The organism is Amycolatopsis sp. w19, assembly GCF_051373225.1.
Taxonomy (GTDB): domain Bacteria; phylum Actinomycetota; class Actinomycetes; order Mycobacteriales; family Pseudonocardiaceae; genus Amycolatopsis; species Amycolatopsis japonica.
In genome coordinates this window covers 258,699-284,085 of the sequence record NZ_JBPQFM010000002.1, presented here as the reverse complement: position 1 = coordinate 284,085, position 25,387 = coordinate 258,699, and the positions used below count along the sequence as shown (strand labels likewise).

26 protein-coding genes are annotated in these 25,387 nt (G+C 69.8%); 8 read left to right on the top strand and 18 right to left on the bottom strand.

What is annotated here, in order from left to right:
* Window positions 1–111: 111 nt before the first annotated feature.
* The 11 genes from ACSMFO_RS05810 to ACSMFO_RS05760 all read right to left on the bottom strand — a co-directional run bounded on the left by ACSMFO_RS05810 (window position 112) and on the right by ACSMFO_RS05760 (window position 10,232).
* Window positions 112–675: a hemerythrin domain-containing protein gene (locus ACSMFO_RS05810; protein WP_436457295.1), complete on the bottom strand. Its 564-nt coding sequence runs from the start codon at window positions 673–675 to the stop codon at window positions 112–114.
* Window positions 676–737: 62 nt separating this feature from the next.
* Complete coding sequence (locus ACSMFO_RS05805; protein WP_436457292.1) at window positions 738–1,412, bottom strand: DUF6766 family protein; 675 nt, start codon at window positions 1,410–1,412, stop codon at window positions 738–740.
* A 97-nt stretch (window positions 1,413–1,509) separates the two neighbouring features.
* Window positions 1,510–1,890, bottom strand: a complete 381-nt coding sequence (locus ACSMFO_RS05800) for a hypothetical protein (RefSeq protein ID WP_436457291.1) — start codon at window positions 1,888–1,890, stop codon at window positions 1,510–1,512.
* Between the two features lie 42 nt (window positions 1,891–1,932).
* Window positions 1,933–2,544, bottom strand: coding sequence for a flavodoxin family protein (locus ACSMFO_RS05795; protein ID WP_436457289.1), 612 nt, complete (start codon window positions 2,542–2,544; stop codon window positions 1,933–1,935).
* Window positions 2,541–3,848, bottom strand: coding sequence for a UDP-glucose dehydrogenase family protein (locus ACSMFO_RS05790; protein WP_436457287.1), 1,308 nt, complete (start codon window positions 3,846–3,848; stop codon window positions 2,541–2,543). Before ACSMFO_RS05790 ends, ACSMFO_RS05795 begins: the two co-directional genes overlap by 4 nt.
* Window positions 3,841–4,779 carry a glycosyltransferase family 9 protein gene (locus tag ACSMFO_RS05785; protein ID WP_436457285.1) on the bottom strand — a complete coding sequence of 313 codons (939 nt, stop codon included), beginning with the start codon at window positions 4,777–4,779 and terminating at the stop codon, window positions 3,841–3,843. Before ACSMFO_RS05785 ends, ACSMFO_RS05790 begins: the two co-directional genes overlap by 8 nt.
* On the bottom strand, window positions 4,776–5,462 hold the full coding sequence (locus tag ACSMFO_RS05780; RefSeq protein WP_436457627.1) for an SDR family oxidoreductase: 687 nt from the start codon (window positions 5,460–5,462) through the stop codon (window positions 4,776–4,778). The genes ACSMFO_RS05785 and ACSMFO_RS05780 overlap by 4 nt, the downstream gene beginning before the upstream one ends.
* Window positions 5,462–6,820: a PfkB family carbohydrate kinase gene (locus ACSMFO_RS05775; RefSeq protein ID WP_436457284.1), complete on the bottom strand. Its 1,359-nt coding sequence runs from the start codon at window positions 6,818–6,820 to the stop codon at window positions 5,462–5,464. Before ACSMFO_RS05775 ends, ACSMFO_RS05780 begins: the two co-directional genes overlap by 1 nt.
* Entirely contained in the window at window positions 6,817–7,380 is a 564-nt protein-coding gene (locus ACSMFO_RS05770; protein ID WP_378418313.1) for a D-sedoheptulose-7-phosphate isomerase, read from the bottom strand. The genes ACSMFO_RS05775 and ACSMFO_RS05770 overlap by 4 nt, the downstream gene beginning before the upstream one ends.
* 16 nt (window positions 7,381–7,396) lie before the next feature.
* On the bottom strand, window positions 7,397–9,019 hold the full coding sequence (locus ACSMFO_RS05765) for a carbamoyltransferase family protein (protein WP_436457282.1): 1,623 nt from the start codon (window positions 9,017–9,019) through the stop codon (window positions 7,397–7,399).
* Between the two features lie 253 nt (window positions 9,020–9,272).
* Window positions 9,273–10,232, bottom strand: coding sequence for an NAD-dependent epimerase/dehydratase family protein (locus ACSMFO_RS05760; protein WP_436457280.1), 960 nt, complete (start codon window positions 10,230–10,232; stop codon window positions 9,273–9,275).
* Between the two features lie 70 nt (window positions 10,233–10,302).
* Between ACSMFO_RS05760 and ACSMFO_RS05755 the strand changes: the two genes are divergently transcribed.
* From ACSMFO_RS05755 to ACSMFO_RS05745, 3 genes are read left to right on the top strand one after another with little or no spacing between them, the layout of a single operon-like run.
* Window positions 10,303–11,190 (top strand): polysaccharide pyruvyl transferase family protein, encoded by an 888-nt coding sequence (locus ACSMFO_RS05755; RefSeq protein WP_436457279.1) that lies wholly within the window; start codon window positions 10,303–10,305, stop codon window positions 11,188–11,190.
* The gene (locus tag ACSMFO_RS05750; protein WP_436457277.1) at window positions 11,187–12,059 is read left to right on the top strand and encodes a glycosyltransferase family 2 protein; all 873 of its coding nucleotides are present in this window, start codon (window positions 11,187–11,189) and stop codon (window positions 12,057–12,059) included. The genes ACSMFO_RS05755 and ACSMFO_RS05750 overlap by 4 nt, the downstream gene beginning before the upstream one ends.
* On the top strand, window positions 12,049–12,954 hold the full coding sequence (locus ACSMFO_RS05745) for a glycosyltransferase family 2 protein (RefSeq protein WP_436457275.1): 906 nt from the start codon (window positions 12,049–12,051) through the stop codon (window positions 12,952–12,954). Before ACSMFO_RS05750 ends, ACSMFO_RS05745 begins: the two co-directional genes overlap by 11 nt.
* A gap of 157 nt (window positions 12,955–13,111) precedes the next feature.
* Here the strand turns inward: ACSMFO_RS05745 and ACSMFO_RS05740 are convergent, their stop codons facing one another.
* The 4 genes from ACSMFO_RS05740 to ACSMFO_RS05725 form a co-directional block, all read right to left on the bottom strand.
* Complete coding sequence (locus ACSMFO_RS05740; protein ID WP_436457273.1) at window positions 13,112–14,329, bottom strand: glycosyltransferase; 1,218 nt, start codon at window positions 14,327–14,329, stop codon at window positions 13,112–13,114.
* Window positions 14,330–14,358: 29 nt separating this feature from the next.
* Window positions 14,359–15,324, bottom strand: a complete 966-nt coding sequence (locus ACSMFO_RS05735; protein WP_436457271.1) for a glycosyltransferase — start codon at window positions 15,322–15,324, stop codon at window positions 14,359–14,361.
* A gap of 28 nt (window positions 15,325–15,352) precedes the next feature.
* Entirely contained in the window at window positions 15,353–15,784 is a 432-nt protein-coding gene (locus ACSMFO_RS05730) for a DUF4383 domain-containing protein (protein WP_436457269.1), read from the bottom strand.
* Between the two features lie 75 nt (window positions 15,785–15,859).
* Window positions 15,860–15,997: a hypothetical protein gene (locus ACSMFO_RS05725; protein WP_162836903.1), complete on the bottom strand. Its 138-nt coding sequence runs from the start codon at window positions 15,995–15,997 to the stop codon at window positions 15,860–15,862.
* A 479-nt stretch (window positions 15,998–16,476) separates the two neighbouring features.
* Here ACSMFO_RS05725 and ACSMFO_RS05720 point away from each other — a divergent pair, with 479 nt between their 5' ends.
* Window positions 16,477–17,169, top strand: a complete 693-nt coding sequence (locus ACSMFO_RS05720; RefSeq protein WP_436457267.1) for a methyltransferase — start codon at window positions 16,477–16,479, stop codon at window positions 17,167–17,169.
* Window positions 17,153–17,368 carry a CDGSH iron-sulfur domain-containing protein gene (locus ACSMFO_RS05715; protein ID WP_125737701.1) on the top strand — a complete coding sequence of 72 codons (216 nt, stop codon included), beginning with the start codon at window positions 17,153–17,155 and terminating at the stop codon, window positions 17,366–17,368. Before ACSMFO_RS05720 ends, ACSMFO_RS05715 begins: the two co-directional genes overlap by 17 nt.
* Here the strand turns inward: ACSMFO_RS05715 and ACSMFO_RS05710 are convergent.
* The 3 genes from ACSMFO_RS05710 to ACSMFO_RS05700 are packed head-to-tail and all read right to left on the bottom strand — an operon-like array spanning window position 17,336 to window position 20,976.
* Entirely contained in the window at window positions 17,336–18,346 is a 1,011-nt protein-coding gene (locus ACSMFO_RS05710) for an iron-containing redox enzyme family protein (protein ID WP_436457265.1), read from the bottom strand. The two genes, ACSMFO_RS05715 and ACSMFO_RS05710, sit on opposite strands and share 33 nt — an antisense overlap.
* Before the next feature lie 18 nt (window positions 18,347–18,364).
* The gene (locus ACSMFO_RS05705; protein ID WP_436457263.1) at window positions 18,365–19,462 is read right to left on the bottom strand and encodes a carboxylate-amine ligase; all 1,098 of its coding nucleotides are present in this window, start codon (window positions 19,460–19,462) and stop codon (window positions 18,365–18,367) included.
* The gene (locus ACSMFO_RS05700) at window positions 19,462–20,976 is read right to left on the bottom strand and encodes an FAD-dependent oxidoreductase (RefSeq protein WP_436457262.1); all 1,515 of its coding nucleotides are present in this window, start codon (window positions 20,974–20,976) and stop codon (window positions 19,462–19,464) included. The genes ACSMFO_RS05705 and ACSMFO_RS05700 overlap by 1 nt, the downstream gene beginning before the upstream one ends.
* A gap of 74 nt (window positions 20,977–21,050) precedes the next feature.
* Here ACSMFO_RS05700 and ACSMFO_RS05695 point away from each other — a divergent pair, with 74 nt between their 5' ends.
* Genes ACSMFO_RS05695 through ACSMFO_RS05685 form a run of 3 tightly spaced genes read left to right on the top strand, consistent with a single transcriptional unit; the run spans window position 21,051 to window position 25,287 of the window.
* Window positions 21,051–22,349, top strand: coding sequence for an ATP-grasp domain-containing protein (locus ACSMFO_RS05695; protein ID WP_436457261.1), 1,299 nt, complete (start codon window positions 21,051–21,053; stop codon window positions 22,347–22,349).
* 3 nt (window positions 22,350–22,352) lie between these two features.
* Window positions 22,353–24,377, top strand: coding sequence for a CocE/NonD family hydrolase (locus tag ACSMFO_RS05690; RefSeq protein ID WP_436457259.1), 2,025 nt, complete (start codon window positions 22,353–22,355; stop codon window positions 24,375–24,377).
* Window positions 24,364–25,287: an alpha/beta hydrolase gene (locus tag ACSMFO_RS05685; RefSeq protein ID WP_436457257.1), complete on the top strand. Its 924-nt coding sequence runs from the start codon at window positions 24,364–24,366 to the stop codon at window positions 25,285–25,287. Before ACSMFO_RS05690 ends, ACSMFO_RS05685 begins: the two co-directional genes overlap by 14 nt.
* The last annotated feature ends 100 nt before the right edge of the window (window positions 25,288–25,387 follow it).

Sequence of the window (25,387 nt, the reverse complement as noted above, 5' to 3'; positions counted from 1 at the left end):
ACCAGGCTCGAAGTCCGTGAAGGCCTCCTTGAGGGACCCAGAGTCCCCCAAGGAGGCCTTCACGGACTTGACCGACGCGTGAGTGACCAACGCGTGAGCGCCCGGCGGGGGTCAGGTCGAGCGGTCCGTCAGCGCGTCCCGGATCTTGTCGATGAACGCCGTCCCCGGCGCCAGGATCCGGTTCGCCGGCGGCCGGTCCGGAGCGGCGGGATGCGGCCTGGTCGGCGCGATCTCCTTGGCCCGCAACACCTTCTCGCCCAGCTCCCGTAGGTCTTCCGGCGAACAGGCGGCCTGGAGCTTCGGCAGCAGGTCGCCTTCCTCCTCTTCGATGTGGTGCCGGACGTCCTCGATCAGCTTGCCGACCAGTTCGTCGAACCGTTCGTCCGTCGGTTCCAGGCCGATGAGGTCGCTCATCACCCGTTCGGCTTCGGCGTGCTCCTCGATCTCGTGGTCGGCGACCTCGTCGCCGTCGGGGAGGTGCTTCCGCGCGGCGGGATACATGTGCTGTTCTTCGGCGATCGAATGCCGCACGAGTTCGGCGATCAGGTGGTCCGCGAGGTCCTTGCGGTGCTGATCACCGCCCTTGCCGGACTCCAGTTCCTTGAAGATCCGTTCGAAGGCACGGTGATCTTCGGTGATCACCGTGACGAGGTCGTGTTCCGTGGTGGTGGTCATGGACACTCCTGTCCGTGGTCGTCAGTCCGACGCAGGACGGATACCCGTTCCCCGCGGTCCAATCACCCGGATTCGTCGGTGGCCCGGTGCGGCGCGCCGACGGGTTTGGATTCCGGGGAGCCGCGCTGGCGCAGGTACACGCTGAACACCGCCATCGAGCCGATGGCGAGGAATTCCGACTGCCAGTTCTGCAGCGTGCGGTTCCAGAAATCCGACGACGCCAGATAGCCGAACCACGACACCGGATCACCGAATTCGGTGAGCTGTTCGGCGTTGTAGGCGCTCATCCCGGCCACGGACTGGGCGAGCCAGGACAGCAGGAACAGCCCCAGCATCACCAGTCCGAGTGACATCGAGAAGATTCCCGTGCGCCAGCCGCCCGCCCTCACCCATTTCGGTGAATCGGCCGTCGCGTGGCGTCCGACCTGCTGCTCCTCGTCCGTTTCCAGCCCTTCCCGGCCGGCCGGTTTCGATTCGGGAGAGCCTCGTTGCAGCAGCCACACGGTCGCGAAGACGTAAAGGAAGAACTGCAGGTATTCAGATTGCCAGTTTTCGGCGACGTCGACGGCGAAGTCCGCGGACGCCAGGTAGTCGAGCAGGCCGACCGGTTCGGCGGCGTGGCTGAGCCGCCCGTCGTTGTAGTCCGCGAGCCCGGAGAACGCCTGTCCCGCGAGACTCAGCAGGAACAGCAGCCCGAAGCCCAGCGAAAGGGCGTTGTCACGAAGAAGGCGCCGCATCATCCGCCCCTTCACCGGTGCAGCAGGCCCAGCAGGACGCAATAGCCGAGGACGGCCACGACGAAGACGAGGTAAACGGTGAACACCGGACGCGCTTTCATGGGCCACCCACCGCGCAGTCGTAGACCTGTTCGTTGCGGTGGCGGCAGCCTGCTCCCGTGATCACCCAGCCGGTGGACGACTCGTGCAGGAAGAGCGTGTCGCGGGCGGTCTTCACCTGGGCTTCTTCACTCCAGATCGAGACCGTCTCCGGCGTGCCGTCCGGGACGTTCGCACCGGACAGGCCGCGCTCGCAGCTTTCCGGTGCCCAGGATTCCCTCGCCCGGGGCGCGAGCAGCGCGCACGCCGAGCGGTGATCACCCGACGCGAGCGCGTCGAGGAACCGCCCGGCTGCCTCTCTCGCCGGCTCTTGCCCGCTCGCTCCCGCGCAACCGGCGAGCAGCAGGCATGCGCCGAACGCCAGCGTTTTGACGATCACGGAAGACGGGTACCCGGCCCGGCCGGCGGCTACACCTCGGGGTCAGGACGCGGGGTACTGGCGCTCGCGCAGCAGGTTCGCGAGGTGTATCGCATTGAGTGCCGGGGTCGAGTTGGTCGATTCGACCGCTTCGGGTGTTTCGTCGAGGTCGTTGTAGTCCCCGCCCTTCATCGCCTCGCCGTTCCAGTAGGTCCCGCCCTGTGCGGGCACGGTGAACCCGATGTCGTTGAGGGCCTGGAAGAGATCGGCGGTGATCTTGTGCGCGCCGTCCTCGTTGCCGACGACGGCGGTGACGCCGACCTTGCCGAACATCGCGGGCCTGCCCTCGTCGTCCGTTTCGGACAGTTCGGCGTCGAGCCGTTCCAGCACTCGTTGCGCCACGCTGGACATGTGGCCGACCCAGGTCGGCGTCGAGATCAGCAGAATGTCGGCGGCGGCGATCTTGCGGCGGATCTCCGGCCAGGCGTCGCCGTCGCCCATGTCGCCCTCCACGCCCGGTTTGACGTCGTGGTCGACCACGCGCACGAGTTCGCCGGTGGCGCCGTGCCCGGCCAGTTCGTCCAGAAGCTGCTGCGCGATCAGCGCGCTGCTCGACGGGGCGGGCGACGGTTTGAGCGAGCACACGAGTGCGAGGGCCTTCAACGGCTGGGTCATCCTGTCCTCCTGTTCGGGTCGGTGCCGAGTCCCGTGTGGACGAAGCCCGCTTCGCCGACGGTCGCCGGGTCCAGGAGATTCCGGGCGTCGACGACGACGGCGCGTTCGGTGGCGGCGGCGAGCCGGTCCCAGTCGAGTTCGCGGAACTCGGGCCACTCGGTGAGCACGACCAGCGCCGCCGCGTCCTTCGCCACCAGGTACGGGTCGTCGACGACCTGGACGGTGTCCGGTTCGACGGCTTCGACGCCGGGGTCGTACGCGGTCAGCACCGCGCCGCTCCTGGCGAGTTCCCGCGCGACCGCGAGAGCGGGGGAATCGCGCAGATCCCCGGTTCCCGCCTTGAACGCCAGTCCGAGCAACCCGATACGGATGCCCGAGAGCGAGCCGTCCGAAACCCCGGTGATCGCGCGGCGGATCTTCCGCACCACGGCCGCCCGCTGACGGGCGTTGGCCTTCATGGCGTCACGGAGGATGCCGAAGTCGACGCCCGCGTGTTCGGCGGTCCGCAGCAGCGCGGCGGTGTCCTTGGGCAGGCACGAGCCGCCCCAGCCGGGGCCGGGGACCAGAAAGGCGGGCCCGATCCGGGAATCGAGCCCCATGAGCCGCCCGACATCGCGGATGTCGGCGCCGTAGTGCTCGCAGAGTTCGGCGAGGACGTTCACATAGGACACTTTCAGCGCCAGGAACGCGTTGCTGGCGTACTTCGCGAGCTCGGCGCTCGCCGGATCGGTGAACCACACCGGCGCGTTCGTCTCCCCGTACAACGCGGCGACGCGCTCCGCGGCCGTCCTGTTCCCGGGGACCGAACCGAAGACGACCCGGTCGGGCTGCAAGAAGTCTTCGACGGCGTGCCCCTCGCGGAGGAATTCGGGATTGCCCACCACGGGCAGATCCGGTCCGAGCGATTCCGTCAGCCGGGTCCCGGTGCCGACCGGCACGGTCGACTTGGTGACGACGACGCAGCCGGGCGCCAGTAGTCCGGGCAGCGTGGCCACGACCTCGTCCAGCGTCCGGACGTCGGCGTCGCCGTTCTCCCCTTTCGGCGTGGGCAGGCAGAGCAGTACGAAGTCCACATCGGACAGTTCTTCCGGCGCGCCGGTGAAGCGGAGCCGTCCGCAGCCCAGCCCGTCGCGGACCAGCTCCGTGAGCCCCGGTTCGGCGATGGTGACCTCGCCCCGGTTCAGTTCATCCACTTTGGACAGATCGTTGTCGACGCAGACCACCTGATGCCCCAGACGTGTGAAGCACGCCGCGCTGGTGAGCCCGACGTACCCGGCGCCGATCACTCCCACTCGCTCAACCACGGGAGGCTCCCGTCCGGAGCAGGTCTTCGGCCGCGGTGAGGACGCGTTCCTCACGCAACAGCAGCAGCCCCGGGTCCGGGGTCCCGCCGTGCGGGTCGCCGACGTCGCCCACCCAGAGGACCGTATGCCGCCGGTCTCCGGCAGGCGGGCCCCAGAGCCGCGGCGGGGTCGGCCCGAACAGCAGCACCGACGGCGTCCCGTACGCGGTGGCGAGGTGGCCGACACCGGTGTCGCCGCAGATCACCAGCCGTGCCTCGGCCACTGTGGCGGCCAGTTCGGCGAGGCCGCCGCCCACGAGAGCCGCGTCGCCGGGAAGCCCGGCCTCCTCGACGATCGCGCGGACGAGAGGCGCTTCCGGCGCGCTTCCCGTGACGACCACCCGATGCCGGGCGGAGAGCTCCCGCGCCACCCGCGCGTACCGGTCCGGCGGCCAGCGCCGGGCGGCGAAGGCGGCACCGGGGTGGATCACCACCGCGTCCGACGCCGGGCTGGGGCCGGGTGGCGGGGGCAGCGCGAGGTCGTCGCGGTCGGCCGGGATGCGCGCGGCCTCGAGCAGACGGCACCAGCGGTCGACTTCGTGCGTCTCCGCGGGCCAGTCGGGGCCGTCGACGCCGGGGAAGTCCGGATGCCGGTGGGTGATCAGTTCCAGCGGATCCTGGGCGAGCAGGTCGTGGATGCTCTCCGGGCCGCGGCCGTGCAGGTTCACCGCCAGCCGCGGCGGCTCGCCGGGCCAGGACAGTTCGCCGAGCCCGGCCGTCGGGAGCAGTTCGTCCACGGCGTCGATCAGCTCGACGAGATCGCGCAGGTTCTCCGGCGCGGCGAGGACGAGCCGTTCGTCGGCGAAGGCGCGGCGCAGGGCGCGCAGGGCGGGGACCGCGGTGAGCAGGTCCCCCAGGCCGAGGGCGCGCAGCACGAGGATGCCACCGGTCACGGCCAGGACCCCTCTTCCGAAGCGCACACCACGAGTTCGCGGACTTCGCAGCCGGGCGGCTGGGAGAGGGCGAAGACCACCGAGGCCGCGACGTGCTCGGGCTGGTTGAGTTTCGCGTCCGGCGGCGGCTTGTACTGCTCGGCCCGGTCGTCGAAGAACGCCGTGTGCATCCCGCCGGGGACGAGCAGCGTCACCCCGACCCGGCCCGCGAGCTCGATGGCGAGTGCCCTGGTGAAGCCGACGACGCCGAATTTCGACGCGCAGTAGGCACTCGCGTCTCCGGCGACCCGCAGCCCCAGCGTCGACGCGCAGGTCACCACCGTGCCGTGGCTCAGCCGGAGATGGGGGAGCGCCGCACGGACGACCGCGGCGGTGCCGAGCAGGTTGACCCGGATCACGCGCTCCCAGTCCTCAGTGGACACCTCGTCGAGCGGGCCGCACGCGTCGGTGCCCGCCGCGGTGAAGACGCCGTCGATCCCGCCCGCCCGTTCGGCGAGTTCGTCCACGGCGCGCGCGGCCGCGGTGGAATCGGCCAGGTCGGCCCGGACGAACGCGACGTCGCCCGCCGGTTCGGCGCGATCGACGACCAGAGGGGTGCCGCCCGCCTCGCGGACGGCTTCGACGGTCGCGGCACCGAGGCCGGAGGCGCCGCCGGTGATCAGGACGTTGCCGAGAGAGCGCATCATGCTCCTTCCGCCGCGGCCACCAGCCGGGAGGTGGAATAGCCGCGGATGGTCGGGATCAGGACGATTTCGCCGCCGTGCCGGCGCACCACGGCGCTTTCGGGGAGTTCGGTGTCGGCGTAGTCGCCGCCCTTGACCCAGACGTCCGGGCGCAGGCGGTCCAGCACAGCGGCCGGATCGGGTTCGTCGAACACCACGACGGCGTCGACCGAGGCGAGCTCGGTGAGCAGCCGGGCGCGGTCGCGGGCGGTCACGATCGGCCTGCCCGGCCCTTTCAGGCCACGCACCGAGGCATCGGAATTGAGGCAGACGACGAGGGCGTCGCCGAGGGCACGCGCCTGTCGCAGCAGGGCGGCGTGGCCGGGGTGCAGCAGATCGAAACAACCACCCGTGGCCACGAGCCTGCCGCCTCGTGCACGGACACGTGCCGCGAAGTCGAACGCCGACGTGCCGTGGTGGTGGGCTTCCGGTTCGGGTGAGTCGTCCACTGTGGACAGCGTGGCGGCGCCGCCGGTCGCGACGAACCGGGCCGCCGTCTCGACGCCGGCCGCCACGGCGTCGGCGGTGGACGCACCGTCGAGCAACGCCGCGGTGACCGCGGACGCGAAGCGATCACCGGCGCCGCAAGTGTCTTTGGCGTCGACTCCCGACGGCGGCCGGAACGTCGTGCACTGCCCGCCCTCGGTCAGCACCGCGCCGTGCGCGCCCGTGGTGACGCTGACCGCGTCGGCCTTCCACAGTGCGTGCACCCGTTTCGCCAGCTCTCCGGGATCGGCGCGGGTCTCGGTGAGCTGCTCGGCTTCGGCGAGATTCGGGGTGGCCAGCCGGACTCCCGCGACGGGCCTGCTCCCGCGGGGATGCGGATCCCAGACGACGGGGATCGTGCCCGCCAGTTCGGCGAGCAGCGCGCGGATCTCCGGATGACCGGTCACGCCACGGCCGTAGTCGGCGACGAGGATCGCGCCCGCCGACCGCAGCGCCGCCCGGACGCCGGAGGTGAGCGGCGAGAACGCGGCCCTGCCGTCACCACTGTCCAGCCGGACCAGTGACTGCCCCGCGACGCGCACCCGCTTCTTGGTGACGGTGGTGCCGTGCAACGACATCGGCACCACGCGGACTTCGTGCTCCAGCAGCCCGGTCAGGGCCCGTCCCGCCTGATCGTCACCCAGCGGGGTGACCAGCACGACCTCGGCGGTGGACCGGGCCGCGAGCAACGCGGCCAGCCCGGCACCGCCCGGCCGCCGCCATTCCCGGACCAGGTCGACCACCGGGACCGGCGCGTCCGGGCAGAGCCGGTCCGACGTGCCGTCGACGTCGACGTCCAGCAAGGCGTCGCCCAGCACGACCAGCGTCCTCACGTGGGCACCCCGAGCGCGTCGTCCAGCGCGGTGCACAGGGCGTGCACCAGTGCGAGGTGGACCTCCTGCACGGTCGCCATCGACGGTGCCTCCACCGGGATCGCGTCGGTGCACAGCGCGGCCAGCGGATTGGGGGAGGGGCCGGTGATCGCCCAGGTGGTGACGCCGAGTTCGTGGGCGGCCTTCGCGGCCGCGACGACGTTCTGGCTGCCGCCGCTGGTGGAAAGGCAGACGAGGATGTCGCCGGGGCGGCCGTGCGCCCGCACCTGCCGGGCGAACACGTCGTGCTCGCCGTAGTCGTTGACGATCGCCGTCACGGCCGAGGTGTCCGCGTGCAGGGCGATCGCCGAGAACGGCTGCCGATCGTTGCGGAACCGGCCGACCAGCTCACCGGTGAGATGCTGCGCTTCGGCCGCGCTCCCGCCGTTGCCGCACGCGAGCAACCGTCCGCCGGAGGACAGCACGGCGGCCAGCTGGTCACCCCAGCCACGGATCTTCGGCGACCAGGAAGCGGACTTCCCGGCGGCCTCGCTCAAAGCCGCGAAGTGTTCTTCGATCACGACACTCCTCCAAAGGTCAGGGACGGCGGACCACGAACGGTCCGAGGGCGAGCAGGTCGATGGGGGCCGAACCGAAGCACTCCAAGGCGTCCCTGGGGGAATCGACCATCGGCCTGCCGGCGGTGTTGAGACTGGTGTTGACCACGGCGGGGACGCCGGTACGGCGTTCGAACGCGCCGAGCATCCGGGCCACGAGCGGCTCGTCGTCCGCGTCGACCGTCTGTACCCTGGCCGTTCCGTCGACATGGGTGACGGCCGGGATCCTGTCCCTCCATTGTGGAGCGACGTCGTGCACGAAGAGCATGTAGGGACTGGGAAGCGGGCCACGGGAGAAGATCTCGCCCGCACGGTCGGCGAGCACCATCGGGGCGACCGGACGGAACTGTTCGCGGCCCTTGACGTCGTTCAGCCGTTCCAGATTGGCTTCGTGTCCGGGATGCGCGAGCAGCGACCGATGGCCGAGCGCACGCGGGCCGAACTCGGACCGGCCCTGGAACCAGGCCACGATCCGGTTTCCGGCCAGTGCTTCGGCGACGGCCTCGGCGACGTCGTCCGGCCGCTCGTGGCGCACGTTCGCCGTCTTGAGCGCGTTCTCCAGCTGGTCGTCGGTCCAGCCGCGGCCGAGATCCGCGCCGGTCATCGGGCCGCCGCGATCGCCGAATTCCGCGGCGAGCTCCAAGGCCGCGCCGAGCGCGGTGCCGGCGTCACCGGCGGCGGGCTGGACCCAGATCCGGTCGAACGGTCCCTCGGCGTGGAGCCGGGTGTTGGCGACGCAGTTGAGCGCGATCCCGCCGGCCAGCGCGAGATCGGTGTGTCCGGTGTGCTCGTGGAGCTTGGTCGTCAGGTCGAGAAGGACGTCCTCCAGGCACCGCTGCACGCTCGCGGTCAGGTCGGCGTGGACCTGCCCCGGTTCCTGCCCGGGCTCGACGGCGGGAGCGAACGACGCCCAGTCGATCTCGTCGGTGCGGAACCCCATCCCGTTGGTGTGCACGCTTTCCGCGATCCGGTCGAGGAAGCGGGGCTTGCCATAGGAGGCGAGAGCCATCACCTTGTACTCGTCACTGGACCGGGCGAAACCGAGGTGCTCGGTCAGGTCCTCGTACATCAGCCCGAGGGAATGGGGGAGGCGTTGCTCGGCGAGCTCCTCGAACTTGCCGTCGCGATACTCGCCCGCGAGATAGGACGTGCCCTCGCCACGGCCGTCGGCGACCAGCACCGCGCAGTCGTCGAACGGCGCGGCGAGCGCGGCCGAGGCGGCGTGCGCGACGTGGTGCCGGACGAAGCGGACGGTCGCGGGATCCAGCCCGGGCAAGGACGCCTTGAGGAACGCGGGAGCCCGGCGGGCGAAGTCGGTGCGGAGACATTCGTTCTTCCCGTCATGCCCCGCCATGCCCGGTTCGACGAACGCCGGATCGTAGGAATAGCCGACGGCGTCGAGATCCTGAGCGGAGATCCCGGCCTCGGCCAGGCACCACGCGGCGGCCTCGACGGGTTGTTCCCAAGCGGAGAACGGCACCGGTCGTTTGCCGTGTTTGCGACGGCTGAACCGTTCTTCCTCCGCCGCCGCCACGATTTCGCCATCGACGACCAGGGCCGCGGCCGGGTCGTGGAAGACGGCGTTGACACCGAGTATGCGCACCGGGCCACCTCTCCGGTCGGGGCCGCGGGCCGTGACCCGCGCTTACTCCCGTAGCGCTACCCGGTGCGTTCGGGGATAAACGATGCGGCGCAAAAGCCCAGGACGTCGCTACTGAGCGAAGCGTCTCTCGGGGGATTCGAGTGAGACGACGCGCGTGATCAGAGGGACGACACACGCCTGGCCCGGAACCTGCCCCGAGCCGTCCGCCTGGACACGTGTGTCGTCCGTTTGATCACGCGTGTCGGCCATCCAGTCACGCGCCGACGGCCGGGTACGGGCCCGACCCCTGCCGCGTGAACCACGCGACGGTGCGCGGAAGTCCTTCCGCCAGAACGATCTCCGGCTCCCAGCCGAGTTCGCGGCGGGCGCGGGAGATGTCCGGGCACCGGCGGGCCGGATCGTCGACGGCGGCGTCGACGTATTCGATCCGGGACGCGCTGCCGGTGACGGCCAGGATCTCCTCCGCGATCCGCAGCACGGTGAGTTCGTGCGGGTTGCCGAGGTTCACCGGGCCGGGTACGTCGGACGCGGCAAGCGCGATCAGGCCGCGGACGGTGTCGTCGACGTAGCAGAGCGAACGGGTCTGGCCGCCGGTGCCGGTCACGGTGAGCGGCGCGCCCGCGAGCGCCTGCCCGATGAACGTCGGGATCATGCGGCCGTCGTCGGGACGCATACGAGGACCGTAGGTGTTGAAGATCCGCGCTATACCGGTGTTCACGTCCCGCTCCCGGCGCATGGCCGAAGTGAGCGCCTCGGCGTACCGCTTGGCTTCGTCGTAGACGCTGCGCGGGCCGATCGGGTTCACGTGCCCCCAGTATTCCTCGCGCTGCGGATGCTCCCGCGGATCGCCGTAGACCTCGCTCGTCGACGCGAGGACGAACCGGGCGCCGTCGCGTTCGGCGATGTCCAGCGCCCGTTCGGTGCCGTACGAGCCCGCGCGCAGCGTCTCCAGCGGAAGGCGGAGGTAGTCACGCGGCGAGGCGGCGGACGCCAGGTGGAAGACGACGTCGAACGGGCCCGGCGCGGTCATCGGCCCGGTGACGTCACGGGAGAGGAGCCGGAATCCCGGACGGTCGAGCAGATGCGCCACGTTGACCGTGGCGGCGGTCGCGAAGTTGTCGGCCGCGACGACCTCCGTGCCCGCCTCCAGCAGACGTTCGCACAGATGCGAACCGACGAAACCCGCGCCCCCGGTCACCAGCGCTCTGTCCATGGCGACGGGCTACCCGGCACGGGCCCGGAAAAAACCGTGTGAACGCGGACAAGCCGGGTAAGTCTCCGATATGCGTGCATTGGTTATCGGCTGGGCCAGCTTCCGCCGCGGCGAGGCGACCGCGGGAGACGTGCTCAGCATGCGCAGGGTCGACGAGGCGTTGTCCACCATGGGGATGGAACACGATCTGGCGTGGAGCCCGGTCTACCGGCCCGGGGACGTCAACTACGAAGAGGTGGATCCGGCCCGGTACAGCCACGTCGTCTTCGTGTGCGGGCCGGCGCACGGTTGGCAGATCCGGGAGGTGCACCGGCGCTTCGCCCATTGCCACCGGATCGCGGTCGGGGTGTCGGTGATCGACCCGGAGGATGACACGGTCACGGGCTTCGACCAGGTTTTCCCACGGGATCAGGGGAAGGTCGGCACGCCGGATCTCTCCCTAGGTGTGCCGACCGACCAGGTACTGGTGACCGGCGTGATCCTGGCACCGCCGCAACGGGAGTACGGCGAGTCCGGTCGCCATGCGGAGGCGCACGCGTCGGTGCGCGAGTGGATCGCCGGGGTGGACTGCGCCCGGGTGCCGCTCGACACGCGGCTGGCGGCGTCGGATTGGGAACGCTGCGAGACACCGGATCAGTTCACGTCGATCCTGTCTCATCTGGATGTCGTGGTCACGACGCGGCTGCACGGCTTGGTGCTGAGCCTTCAGGCCGGGGTGCCGGCACTGGCCGTCGACCCGGTCGCGGGCGGCGGCAAGGTCAGCGCCCAGGCCGACGCGCTCGGCTGGCCGGCCCTCGTCCCGGCCGAAGAAGCGGGGGATCGGGACGTGCTCGACTCCTGGTGGCGCTGGTGTTCTTCGGTGCAGGGCCGGGCGGTGGCCGCGCTTCGTGCGCTGCCCGCGGACAACGGGCTCATGCGGGACATGGTGAAGGCGCTCAAGACCAGGCCGGTGCGATGAGCGCCGCCTCGACGACGGTGGTGATCGCCACCCGCGATCGGGCACCGGAACTGGAACGGACGTTGCGAGAGCTGACCGCGTTGCGTCCGCCACCGCCGATCGTGGTGGTGGACAACGGTTCGTCCGACGGCACGGCGGCCAGGGCGGCGGCGTTCCCCGGGGTGCGGGTGGTCCGGCTGCCGCGCAACATCGGCGTGGCGGCGCGGAATCTCGGGGTCGCGGTGGCTCGGACGCCGTATGTCGCGTTCAGCGACGACGATTCCTGGTGGGCCGAAGGCGCGCTCGCCGAGGCGGAACGGATCCTCGACACCCACGACGACGTCGGTTTGGTGGCCGCGAAAACCCTGGTGGGCGAGGAAGAACGAGAGGATCCGGTCGTCTCGATGATGGCCGCGAGCCCGCTCGGCAGGCCCGAGGGGCTTCCCGGACCGGCCGTCCTCGGTTTTCTCGCCTGTTCCGCGATCGTCCGGCGGACCGCGTATCTGCAGGCCGCGGGCTTCCATCCGCTGCTGCATTTCGGTGCCGAGGAGCGTTTGCTGTCCTACGACCTCGCGGCGCGCGGCTGGTGGCTCTGTTACGCGGAGGAAGTGCGCGCGCACCATCATCCGTCCCCGGTGCGGCCGTCGTCGTCCTGGCGGGAGCGTGCCGAACTCCGCAACCGCATGCTGATCACGGTGATGAGACGGCCTGTACGCCGATGCCTCGCCGAGGCTTTCCGCACATTGGCCAGGGCGCCGAGAGAGCCACGTGTGCTCGGCGCGCTCGCCGGGGTGGTGCGGCGCCTGCCGTGGGCGCTCGCCGACAGGCAACGGCTGCCCGCTTCGGTGGAACGCCGGATCCGGGTACTGGAACACGCCCATGGAGGATGAAGTGAAGGACCGGATCACGGTCGTGGTGATCACGCACAACCGTCGGGCGCAGCTGCTGGAGACGCTCGCGTCGATGACCGCGCTGCCCGACGCGGCACCGATCGTGGTGGTGGACAACGCTTCCACCGACGGCACCGCGGACGCCGTCGAAAAACGGTTCCCCTCGACCCGGCTGATCCGCGCGCCGCGGAATCTCGGCGCCGTCGCGCGCAATCTCGCCGTCCGCGCAGTGGAGACGCCGTACGTCGCCTTCTGCGACGACGACACCCGATGGCAGCCCGGATCCCTGCGCCGCGCCGCCGACCGGCTCGACGCGTTTCCCGGGCTGGGCGTGGTGACCGGCCGGTGCCTGGTGGAGCCGTCCTTGAGCGAAGACCCGATCACCCCGGAACTGCGCCATTCACCGGTCCCCGGCCCGGAATGGCTGCCCGGTCCCGCTCTGCTGGGTGTCATGGCGGGGCTTTCGGCCGTCCGCGTCCGCGCGTTCCACGACGTCGGCGGGTTCTCCGACCGGATGTGGCTCGGGGGAGAGGAGGAGCTGTTCGCCCTCGACCTCGCGAGCAAGGGCTGGTGGATGTGCTGGGACGAGGAGATGGTGATCCATCACGCTCCCTCGCCCGTCCGTGATCCGCGACGGCGCCGACAGCTCGGCATCCGCAACACGCTGTGGACGTTGTGGCTGCGGCGCCCGCTCGGCAGTGTCCTGCGCCGGATGGTCGCGGTACTGCGTTCGGCGCCCCTCGATCGGGCGACGTTCGCGGCGGTGGCGGAAGCGGTACGGGGGATTCCGTGGGTGGTGCGGGAACGGGCGGTCGTCCCGGCGGCGGTCGAGCGGGGGCTGGTCCTGCTGGAGGAATCGCAGCGGAACTCGGTCGCGCGCCGGTACGTCGGGTGACGCCCGGCGCTTCTCGCGGGGCCAGGCAGGTTGCGAAAGCCACTTTCGCAACCTTCAACGTTGCGAAAGTGGCTTTCGCAACGTCGGCGAAGACAGGAGCGGGCTGGCTGAAGCGGCGAGGGAACCTTTCGCGACACAGCTGTGGAACGACTGGACGTCAGGAAGGTGAAGCGGCCGCCGCTACTTCCGTCTCCCCGGCCGGAACACGCCCGTAAGTGCGCAAGCAATCCGAAGCGACCCTGTCCCACGAGTACCGGGCCCGCACCCGATCGGCTCCGGCGAGTCCGAACGACTCGCACAACGAAGCGTCACCGAGGAGGCGCCGCAACGCCGCCGCCAGCTCCCCGGGGTTGCGCGGCGGGACCAGCATCCCGGTGACCCCGTCGACGACCGTGTCGGTCAGCCCGCCGACGGCCGTCGCCACGACCGGGACACCGCAGGCCATCGCCTCCAGCGGCACGATGCCGAACGGTTCGTACCAAGGCGTGCAGACCACCGCGTCGGCGGAACGCAGGAGCGCGGGCATCTGCTCGCGCGGTACGAGCCCGGGCAGGTGTACGCGGTCGCCGACGCCGGCCCGGTCGGCGATCGCCCGCAACCGTCGCACCTCCGGCGCCTTGTCGATCGGTCCCGCGTCCGGGCCGCCCACGATGACCAGTTCCGTGTCCGGGAGCGACGGCAGCGCGGCGATGGCGAGGTCGAAACCCTTGCGCGGGACCAGCCTGCCGACGCTGACGATCCGGCGTCGAGCCGTCCGGTCGGCCACGCCACCATCCGGGGTGAATGTCGTCAGGTCGACTCCACACGGGACGACCGAAGCACGCGAACGCGGCAGCCCCATCCGAACGAGTTCGAAGACCTCGTCCGAGCAGGTCGCGATCACGCGGTCGGCCTGTTTGGCGATCATCCGCTCGAGCCGGATCCGGTCGGGCGAGCTCGTGTCGTTCTTGCCCTGATAGCGGCGCTTCACCACACCCAGCGCGTGAAAGGTCTGTGCCACCGGGATTCCGAGATCTTTCGCCGCGAGAATCGAAGCCAGGCCGGACATCCAGAAATGCGCGTGGACGACGTCGGGCCGGCCCTTGGCCCAGCGGGACCGCAGCACCCGGCCGAACTCGCCCATATATGGCAGCAGCTCGTCCTTCGGCAGCTTTTTGGCCGGTCCCGCGGGAACGTGAACGACGCGGTACCCGTCCGGCGTCTCGACGGTCGCGGCGACACGGCGGTTGTCGCGGCGCGTGTAGACGGTGACGTCGTGTCCCTGCCTGCTCAGCGCCGAGGAAAGCGCCGCGACGTGGACGTTCTGACCCCCGGCGTCGGCTCCGCCCATCGCGGCGAGCGGGCTCGCGTGCTCGGAAACCATCGCGATCCTCATCGGGCTCCTTCCCTCCGCCTGCGGCGGAATCAAGCGGTCACTTCGGCCAGCAGGGCGTCCCAGCGGCTGAGGAACGCGTCGAGCCCGTAATGGCTCAACGCGAACTCCCGCGCGGTTTTCCCCGCCAGCACGGCGAAATCGGGTTCGTGGATGAGCTCGCGGTACGCTTTCGCCAGCGCCTTGACGTCCGTCGAGACGGCGCCGGCGTCCGGCGGGACCGCGAGTACCGCTTCGGTGGTCGCCAGTGCCACGACCGGCATGCCCAGATGCATCGCTTCGAGCAGCGAAAGGCCCAGCGACGTCCACCTCGCGGTGTGGAGGTAGACGCGGCGCCGGGCCACTTCGTCGTGCAGCTCCCGGCTCCGCAGATCGCCGCCGGGGCGTACCGCGGGGTGTCTGCCGTCGAGTTCTTCCGCGCCGATCCCGTACACGTCGACCGGCGCGATCTCCGCGAAGGCGGGGAGCAGATCGGTTCCGGTGATCCGGCCCCGTCGCGCGGGTTCGTTGATCAGGGCCGCGCCGTGGGGCAGTTCTCCGGTGTACCGCTCGCCGGGATCGGGGATCCCGTGCGGCACGACCACCGTGGGCGCGAGGCCGGAGTCCCACATCAGTTCGTTGAAATGGGTCACATGGACCAGCGGGATGTCGTCGCGGTCGGCCAGCGGATGCCGCGTGGTGGCGGCGTGCTCCCGGGGCGTGTTGTGCTCGACGTAGACGGCGGGCACTTCCTTGCCGGGACGACGGCGCAGCCACCGCGCCGCCAGGTGGATCTCTTCAGGCTGTTGGAGAATCACGACATCGACGTCGAGATCCTTCAGTTCGTCGACGGGAACCTCTTGGGCGGAGGGCCAGTCACGGCCGCTGAGTCCGCGACCCCACGGTCCGCCCTCGTCGAGGAGCGGCAGGAAACAGTGGTGGCCACCGCGGACGAAGGCCTCGGTCCAGGAACCGTGCACGTGCCACAGGAGAATCCGGAGCGGGGCCGATTTCGTCATATCCGCCAAGTTGCCCGTTGTGGACGGACTAAACGTCTTCCGTTGTCTTACTTTGCTTCCGCTGGGAAACGCGAGTGGACGCGACGCCCACCACGAGCGCCATGAGTGCGGTCACCCCGTGCAGGACGTTGTCGGCCCAGTTGAGGTTGACGGCGTCACCGGCGGAATCGGTCCCCGCCGAGAGAACACCGAAAGCGGTCAAACCCGTGAACGCGACGAAGACCAGCCAGCTGTAGGCCGGGATCGCGGACGGTTTGACCACGGCGACCAGGCCGACGACGCCGGTCACGGTGCGGATGACGTCGAGCATGCCTGTCGCGCTGAAGATCCACAGCGTGTTTTCGCCGACCTCGTTCGCCTCGGGGAGGAAGAAGAAGCCGAGCACACCCAAGACGAGGTGGACCAGCGCGATGACCAGCACCACCGGTCGCAGCAGGAAGCCCGTCGTACGTAGGTTCATCGGAAAGCCTCCGTTTCGCCGCAAGCCGATCGGGTACCCCGTGGTGCGGCCGCGAAACGCGTTCGACGGCGCGACTCATTCACCGGACTGCGGGTCGGTGTCGTCGTGCGGGTCGCCGGACGACGTGCCCTGCTCGCCGCGGGTCTCTTCGCGGTCTTCCTGGTCCAGTTTCTCGCTGTCGGTGGAATCGCCCTTGGCGGGTCCGGTGTCCATGAGGGTCTCCTTCGTTCGGTTTCCTCGCGATTACCCGCTTTCTCGCGTTCTAGTGATCGGTGAAGGCGTGACTCGCGTGATCAGGCACGGAACTCGCGTGACTGGAGGCTCCACTCGGTGTTCCGCCGCTGATCACGTGAGTTACGGCCTCGATCACTCGAGTGCGGTCCGTGAAGGCCTCCTTGAGGGACCCAGAGTCCCTCAAGGAGGCCTTCACGGACTTGCGGGGCACCCCACTCGCCCTAGCCGTCACACCAGCTGTATGTGAAGGCCCCCTTCACTGCGTCTAGCGCAATGAAGGGGGCCTTCACGTACCTCAAGCGGGGCAAGGAACCGGAATCGATGAGCGGTCCAGTTGGTCGTGAGTGGCGTTTCGGGTTAGAACCCGAAACGCCACTCACGACCGGGCCGACCACTGTGGACGTTTCGCGCCATACGGCCGGGGTAGCCGTGAGCGACTACGGCGAACCGGAGGGGAAATGACCGCGATCTCCCAGGCAGCAACGATTCCACTCGCCCCGGCGCGGCCATGGCTGCTGCGGCCGCCGGGGGTCTACCGCCCGCAACACGACACGTGGCTGCTGGCGAGCGCGTTGAGCGCGTCGGGAATGCCGCGCGAAGCGAGAGTTCTCGACCTCTGCACCGGCACCGGCGCCCTCGCGCTGACGGCCGCGGCGCACGGTGCGAGATCGGTGACCGCCGTGGACATCTCCCGGCGGGCGCTGGCCGCGGTGTGGGTCAACGCGCGGCTACGCGGCCTCCCGGTCCGGCCGCTTCGTGGCGGCTTGGCCGAGGCGGCTCACGGTGGCCCGTTCGACGTCGTGCTGGCGAACCCGCCGTACGTTCCTTCGCCGATACCCGCCACCGGGGCCGCGCGGGCGTGGGACGCGGGGCCGGACGGCCGGATCGTGCTCGACCAGGTCTGTGCCCAGGCGGCCACCTTGGTGGCGCCGGGCGGCTACCTGATGATGGTCCACTCCGCGGTCTCCGGCCCCGACACGTCGTTGACGCAGTTGCGGGCGGCGGGTTTGACACCGTCGGTGGTCGCCACCCGGTCGATCCCCTTCGGACCGGTCATGCGGGCACGGGCGGCCTTCCTCGAAGCGGCGGGCCTGATCGAGGCCGAGCAGTGTCACGAGGATCTGGTGGTGATCCGTGCCGACCGGCCGTAGGACCAGGGTCCGGATCGAACCCGGCGGGCCCCTCCTGGTGGAGGGGCCGGTCGAGATCGTCACGGACGACGGCGAGACGGTGACCTCGGATCGCTTCGTGGTCGCGCTCTGCGCCTGCCGCCGCAGCAAGCGGTACCCGTTCTGCGACACGAGCCACCGCCGCCGGTCACGGCAGGGGATGCAGCGGCCTGAGGAGTGAGGTCTCCCCGGCTGACCAAGCGCCGAGCAGGTGCTCGGTCAGCCGGGTTTCCAGCAGGTCGGTGGCCTGGATGCCCAGCGCGACGTCCGCCGCCAGTCCGGGTTCCCGGTCGAGCAGATCGCCGACGACGTCGTGCCGCAGCACCTGTTCGTGCACCGCGTCGGCCTCGATGTGCTCGGTGTAGAAGTAACGGCATTCCCGTGCCGCGCCAAGACGTTCCAATGCCTGGTCCATGCGCCGGGCGGCGGGCGCGGTGGTGATCTCGGCGGCGGCGAAGTGCCCGACGAGCGCGCCACGCAGGCCCCGGTGCAGGCCGAACAGTGACATCATGTTCACCGTCGCGAGCGTGCGGGCGGGGACGTGATCGAGGTAGGCGAGGTAGCCGTCCGACAGGCCGGCGGCGGTCAGCAGATCCCCGAACAACCGCGAGTGCGCCTGATCGGCCCGCCCGCCGCCGAACTCGTCGAACTCCACGGCGACCAGCGCGGCCTTGGCCCTGCCCCGCAGGCGCGGGATCACCCACGCGTGGGGATCGGCCTCCTTCAGGTGGTAGATCGACCGCTGCGCGAAGTACTCCTCGACGTGCCACCATTCGCCCTCGTCACGCAGGAAGTGGGAAACGCCGCCACCTTCGACCGGTTCGACGAGCAACTCGTCCAGCAGCCCGCCGACGTCGTCCCCGCCGGGCACGGCGGCGCGGATGCCGTCGAGGAACACGTGCTCCAGAACGGATCGGAAGGCGAGCAGCCGCGAGTCCCACTCCCACTCCGAGCCGACACCGTCGAAGCCCTGGTAGTGGAGTTCGTAGCAGACGTGCAGCGCCAGCTGGAGGTCTTCACCGAACGGGTCGGCGCCGGTCGCCACGTCGGGGTCGAAATCGTCACGGCGTCCGCCCGCCAGGGTGTCCACCACGGCGGCCGAAAGCGGGCCGCGGATTTCAGGCAGCCTCGCGGCCACGTCACGGTCGATCGTCGTCATGTCGCGCGAGTACCCGATCTAGGCGTGCGGAACCGTCTCTTCGGTCAGCATCCGCAACACCGCGATATCTCCGTCGGCGGCGGCCCGGCGCTGCCGTTCGGCGCCGGTGCCCTCCCGTTCCAGACGGCCGAGCAGGGTGCGGACGAGGTCCGCGTCGCCCGTGTCCTCCAACGCCTGTCGTGTACGCGCCAGCAGTGCGGCGACCCGGTCGCCCGCCGGGACCGGCTTTCCCGCCACCGGGTCGACGGCGGGTCCCGAAAGCCCGTGACGCGCGGCCGACCACACGGCCGCGGCGGCGATCTGCGGATCGAGCGGCGCGGCTTCCACGCCGTGGTCCAGGTCGGCGAGGGCGGTGCGCACCAGCGCGCGGGTCAGCAATCCCTGCAGGACGGCTTCGTCCACGGTGGACGCGGTGTCGGCGGCGCGGACCTCGACCGTCGGCCACCGCGCCGACGGCCTCGCGAGCCAGAAGGTCTGGTTCTCGTCCACCAGGACCCCGCAGTCCACGAGCTTCCCGACCTGTTCCTCGTAAGCGGCGGCATCGACGAAGTACGGGGCGATACCCGAGCCGGGGAACCGGCTCTGCTCCACCATCCGCCAGCTCTCGTAACCGGTGTCGCGGCCGCCTTCGAAGGGCGAGTTGCCCGACAAGGCCAGCAGCGTGGGCAGCCATTCACCCAGATGGTTCACCACGGCGACCGCGGTCTCCCGGTCGGGCACGCCGACGTGCACGTGGCATCCGCAGGCCTCGTAGGCCTTGACCACGCCGGCGTACAGCGCGTCGACCTTGCCGAACCGGTCGACGGCGTCGTGGTCGCGGTCGGGCGAGGGACGCGGGGGAGTGCCGGCGGCGATGATGGCGCAGTCCTCGCCCGCGGCCGCCTCGGCGAGCGTGCGGCGTCCCGCGGTCAGGTGCTCGTACAGCTCGTCCGCCGTGTCGCAGACGCCGGTGGCGGCCTCGATCTGGGTCGGCCGCAGTTCCCGGTGGACCGCCGCGCCGTCCGGCAGCGGACAGCAGATCCGGTGCCGTTCGAGCACCGCTTCGGCCCGGGGGCAGCTCACCCCGGTCCTGGGATCGACCAGCAGGAACTCTTCTTCGATGCCGATCCCGGTCATCACCACTCCCGCTTCTTCGGTAGCGCGCGCACGGCCGGCCCCTGGATCACCGACCCGTCCAGCCCGAACCTCGAACCGTGGCACGGGCAGTCCCAGGTCTTCTCCGCGTTGTTGAACGCGACGAGGCAGCCGAGATGGGTGCAGTGGGCGCCGACGGCGTGCAGTTCGCCACCCGGATCGCGGTAGGCGGCGACGAGTTCGCCGCCGTCCCGGGTCACCTTCGCCTCGCCGGGCACGAGCTCGTCGAGGGAAGCGGGTTTGCGCAACGCGCTGAGATGGTCGCCCACCAGGAATTTCGCCACGGTGGCGTTGTTCTCCACGGTCGAAATCGCCGACCGGAGGTCGAAGCGGTTCGGGTCGTACAGGCCCGCCGACGGATTGTCGCGTCCGGTCAGCAGATCCGCGAGCAGCAGCCCGGCCGCGGTGCCGCCCGTCATGCCCCACTGGCCGAAGCCGGTGGCGACCCAGACGTGACGGCTGGCCGGGTGATAGCGCCCGGCATACGGCACGGAGTCCAAAGTGGACAGGTCGTGCGCGGACCACCGATGGGTGACCCGGTGCACACCGGCGTGCTCGCGCGCCCACGTGGCCAGCCGCTCGTAGCGGCTCTCGACGTCGACGGAGTCACCGACCCGGTAATGCTCGCCGCCCACGACCGCGTACGGCACACCGTCGTTGAGGTAGCTCCGCACGGAGTGGTGGGTGTCGGCGTCCAGGTACATCCCCTCGGGTGGGTGACTTCCCGCGACGGGTCCGGCGACCACCAGATCGCGGACCGGATCGAGCCGGGCGAAGAACAGGCCTCGGTCGAACACGGGGTAATGGGTCGCGACCACGACCTCACCGGCGCGCACGTCACCCGAGCTGGTGCGCACCTTGGTCCCGCCGAGTTCGTCGAGACCTTCCGCGCGGACCCCTTCGACGATCGTCCCGCCCGCGCGTTCGATTTCGGCGGCCAGCGCGAGCAGCCAGCGGCGCGGATGGAAATGCGCCTGCGACGCGAATTTGACCGCCCCGAGGGCGGGCACGTCGAGGTCGACCTCGGTGACGTAGGAGGCCGGAAGACCCGCTTCGGCGGCCGCTTCCGCCTCCCGTTCGAGGCTCTCGACGGTCTCGGGCATGGTCGTGTAAACGAAGCTGTCGGCGCGGGTGAACCCGCAGTCGATGCCGAGTTCGGCCGTGGCCGCGGCGATCCAGTCGAGGGCTGCCGCTTGTGTGTACGCGTACATCGCGGCGGCTTCGGTGCCCTTGGCCTTGGCCAGCGTGGCGTACTTGAGCCCGTGCTGGGCGCTGATCTTGGCGGTGGTGTGGCCGGAAACCCCGGCGGCGACACGGCCGGCCTCCAGCACGAGGACCGAACGCCCGGCCCTCGCCAGCCGGTACGCCGTAGTGAGCCCGGCGATGCCTCCGCCGAGGACCGCGACGTCGACCTGCGGCGGCAACGGCGTGCCGGTGCGATCGGGAGCGGGAGCCGTGTCGAGCCACAATGAACGCGTTCCGGGCAACTCCGTCATGCGGCCCGGATTCCCTCGGGGCGGAGCGGGCAAACCCTGGTTTTCCGGCCCACTCGAGCGGGTAGCACTGGCCTATGACCACATCCTCCAGGCCCCCAGAGGAAAAGAACATCTTCGTCATCGGTCTCGACGACGCGAACGACGAGGTGCTGAGACGAATTCCCGGCGCCGACCGGTACCGCTTCCACGCGTTGCTCTCACCGGAGGAACTGCAGCACGGCGAGATCCCGATCGTCGAGCTCGTGGAGAAGGCGGAGGCGCATTTGGACGCCTTCTCCGAGCCGATCGACGCGATCGTCAGCTATTGGGACTTCCCGTCCTCGACGATGGTGGCGATGCTGTGCGAGAAGTACGGGCTTCCGGGAGTTTCCCTCGAGGCGGTGCTGAAATGCGAGCACAAGTACTGGAGCCGCCTCGAACAGGCGAAGGTGATCGACGAGGTGCCGTCGTTCGGCATCGTCGATCTGGACGAGGACGACCCGCGACCGCCCGAGGGCGTCGACTACCCCATGTGGCTCAAACCGGTGAAGTCGTTCTCCTCGGAACTGGCCTTCCACGTCGCCGACGACGACGAGTTCGACAAGGCGGTCGCCGAGATCCGGGCGGGTGTCGACAGGGTCGGCAAACCCTTCGAGCGCGTGCTGGCCACGGTCGACCTTCCCGAAGAAGTGGCGAACGCCGGTGGGGCCGCGTGCCTCGCCGAAGGAGAGCTCAACGGCGTGCAGGCCGCGACCGAAGGCTACGTCTACAAAGGACAGGTCACGGTCTACGGGGTGCTTGATTCGATCAACTACCCCGATTCGACGTCCTTCCTGCGGCATCAGTACCCGTCGCAGCTGCCCGCGGACGCCGTCGAGCGGATGAAGGAGATCTCCGTCCGTGTGATGGAGCAGATCGGCTTCGACAACGCGACGTTCAGCATCGAGTTCTTCTGTCACCCCGAATCCGGGCAGGCCTGCCTGCTGGAGATCAACCCGCGGCATTCGCAGTCGCACGCGGAGCTGTTCGAGTACGTGGACGGGGTGGCGAACCACCAGATCATGGTCCGGCTGGGCCTGGGACGGGATCCCGGAGCGCGACGGAACCGGGGCGACTACCGGATCGCGGGCAAGTGGTACTACCGCCGTTTCCGCGACGCGCTGGTCACCCGGGTGCCCACCCGCGCCGAGATCGCCGACCTGGAGGCGGAGATCCCCGGGGTGAAGATCGAACTGGTGGCCGAAAAGGACACCCGGCTGTCCGACCTGCCCGAACAGGACAGCTACAGCTACGAACTCGCGCACATCTTCGTGGCGGCGCAGACCGAACGGGAGATGGAGAGCAAGTACCGCCGGTGCACCGAGGCGCTGCGGTTCGACTTCGAGGAGGGATAGCCCATGCGGACGGTGGCTTCGCTGCCGTACGAGATCACCGAGGAGGACCATGTCTGGATCCCGGTTTCCGACGGCGTCCGGCTGTCGGCCCGTATCTGGCGGCCGGTCGCTTCGGACGGCGAGCCGGTTCCGGCGATCCTGGAGTACATCCCCTATCGGCACCGTGATCTGACGTCGGTGCGGGACTCGGTGCACCATCCATATCTCGCGGGGCACGGTTACGCGTGCGTCCGCGTCGACATCCGCGGTTCGGGGGAGTCGGAGGGAGTCCTCGCCGACGAGTACCTCGAACGGGAGCAACTCGACGCCGAGGACGTCCTCGAATGGATCGCCGCGCAGCCATGGTGTTCCGGCCGGACCGGCATGATGGGCATCTCCTGGGGCGGGTTCGCCGCCCTGCAAGTGGCGGCGCGCAAACCGCCGAGCCTGACCGCGATCGCGATCTCGTCGTTCACCGATGACCGGTACTCCGACGACATGCACTACATGGGTGGCTGCCTGCTCTCGGACAATGTCGCCGAAGCGTCCACGATGTTCGCCTACGCCACGTTGCCGCCCGATCCCGCGTTGGCGGGGGAGCGGTGGCGCGACCTGTGGCACGAACGGCTGGAGAACTGCGGTCTCTGGGTGGGCGAATGGCTGAGCCACCAGCGGCGCGACGAATACTGGCGGCACGCTTCGGTCTGTGAGAACTACAGCGACGTCCAGGTGCCGGTCCTCGCGTCCAGCGGCTGGGCGGACGGGTACTCGAACGCGGTCTCGCGGCTGCTGGCCAATCTCGACGTGCCGCGGCGCGGGCTGATCGGGCCGTGGTCGCACAAGTACCCGCATCTCGGACGGCCCGGCCCCGCCATCGGGTATCTGCAGGAACTGGTCCGCTGGTGGGATCACTGGCTCAAGGATGTCGAAAACGGCGTCATGGACGGGCCGATGCTGCAGACCTGGATGCAGGACAGCGTGCCGCCGTCGACCTCGTACGAAGATCGCCCCGGCCGCTGGGTGGGGGAGCCGTCCTGGCCTTCGCCGCATGTGCGTCCGTCGGAGCATCGGCTCGCCCGGCACCGGATCGCGCGGCCCGGCGAGGAGGTCCCGGCGGAGGACCTGCCGGTGGAATCGCCGCTTTCGGTCGGCCAGTTCGCCGGCAAGTGGGCTTCCTACAGCGCTCCGCCGGATCTGCCGTACGACCAGCGGGAAGAGGACGGCGGCTCGCTCGTCTTCGACACCGACGAGCTCGCCGAGCCGTGTGAGATCCTCGGTTCGCCGGTGGTGGATCTGGAGGTCTCGGCGGACAAGCCGGTCGCGCAGGTCGCCGTCCGGCTGTCCGACGTCGCGCCGGACGGCAGGGCCACGCGAGTGACCTACGGCCTGCTGAACCTGACCCACCGGGACGGGCACGACGACCCGGAGCCGCTCGAACCGGGTACGCGATACCGGGTGCGCGTCGAGCTCAACGCCGTCGCGCAGGCTTTCCCCGCCGGGCACCGGATCCGGCTGTCGATCTCGTCGTCGTACTGGCCGCTGGCGTGGCCTCCGCCGGAACCGGCGAGGGTGACCGTCCACACCGGACAGAGCGCGCTGACGCTGCCGGTACGGCCGATGGCCGAAGCGGACGAGGTCCCGGCTCGGCCGTTCGGTGAACCCGAAGGCGCGGAACCACTTCCGGCGACCCAGGTCGAACCCGGCGAGCAGCGCTGGACCGTCTCCCGCGACTTGATCGACTACCACTCCGCGCTCGACATCGTGAAGAACGAGGGCAAGGTCCGGTTCGAGGACATCGACCTCGACGTCACGAGGAACGTCTTCGAGCGGTATTCGTGGGTGGCAGACGACTTCTGTTCCCCGGTGGCGGAGACGGCGTGGTCGATGACGTTCGCCCGCGGGGACTGGTCCGCGAGGTCCGAGACCCGGACCCGGGTTTCGTGCACTCCCACCGAGTTCGTGATCGACGCGCAACTCGACGCCTTCGAAGGCGAGCGACGGACGTTCTCCCGCAACTGGCATCGGACGGTTCCCCGTGATCAGGTCTAAGACGAGTCTCACGGCGAAGTCGCTGCTCGCGTGGCTGCGCCTCACCAAACGGAAGCGCACGTATGCCGAGCTCGACCGATTCCGCCGGAGCATCGAAAGCAGCCAGGCGAAGGGCGACCGAGGGCCGATCCGCTCGATCCGGCACCGGTTCGCCGTCGAGCGGTCCGAAGTGGACGGACGGCCCTGCTACACGATCCGCCCGCGCCGCGGCGGGGCCGCCAAGCACGTGCTGTACTTCCACGGTGGTGCTTACGTGCACCAGATCCAGCACGACCACTGGCGGTTCTTCGGACGGCTGATCGACCGCACCGGCTGCTCGGTCACCGTGCCGATCTACCCGCTGGCCCCGGACCATCAATGCCCGGAGACCATCGCGTTCGTCCGACGCGCCTACGACGAGTTCGCCGCTGCTACCGAGCCGGAGGACCGGATCGTGATGGGGGATTCCGCCGGCGCGGGAATCGCGCTGGCGCTCACCAAGGCGTTGCGGGACGAAGGCAGGCCGGTGCCGAAGGAGACCGTCCTGCTGTCGCCGTGGCTGGACCTGACCATGAGCCATCCGGCGCAACCCGCGCTGGACGAGCGCGACCCGTATCTCGCGCTCACCGGCCTGAACGAGGCGGCGAGGCTCTACAGTGGACGATTGCCCCGCACCGATCCCAGGCTCAGCCCGCTGTCCGGCGATCTTTCCGGGCTCGGGGCGCTGACCGTCTACATCGGAACCAAGGACGTCCTGCTCGCCGACGCCCGGCGTCTTCACACGCTGTGCACCGAGCAAGGCGTGCCGCTGAGCTATCACGAGTACGAGGGCATGATCCACGCGTGGATGCTGGCCTCGATCCCGGAAGCGAAGCTGGTGTTGGAGGAGATCGCTCATCTCGTGGATCGATCGCTCGTGAAATCGGTGTAGACGCGTGACGAGTGGGTAACCGGAAGACAACGGCCGGCGTAGCGAGGTTGTACGTCCACCGGCCGTGAGGTGGACCGGCGTGGGCAGCCCCGGCGGAGCA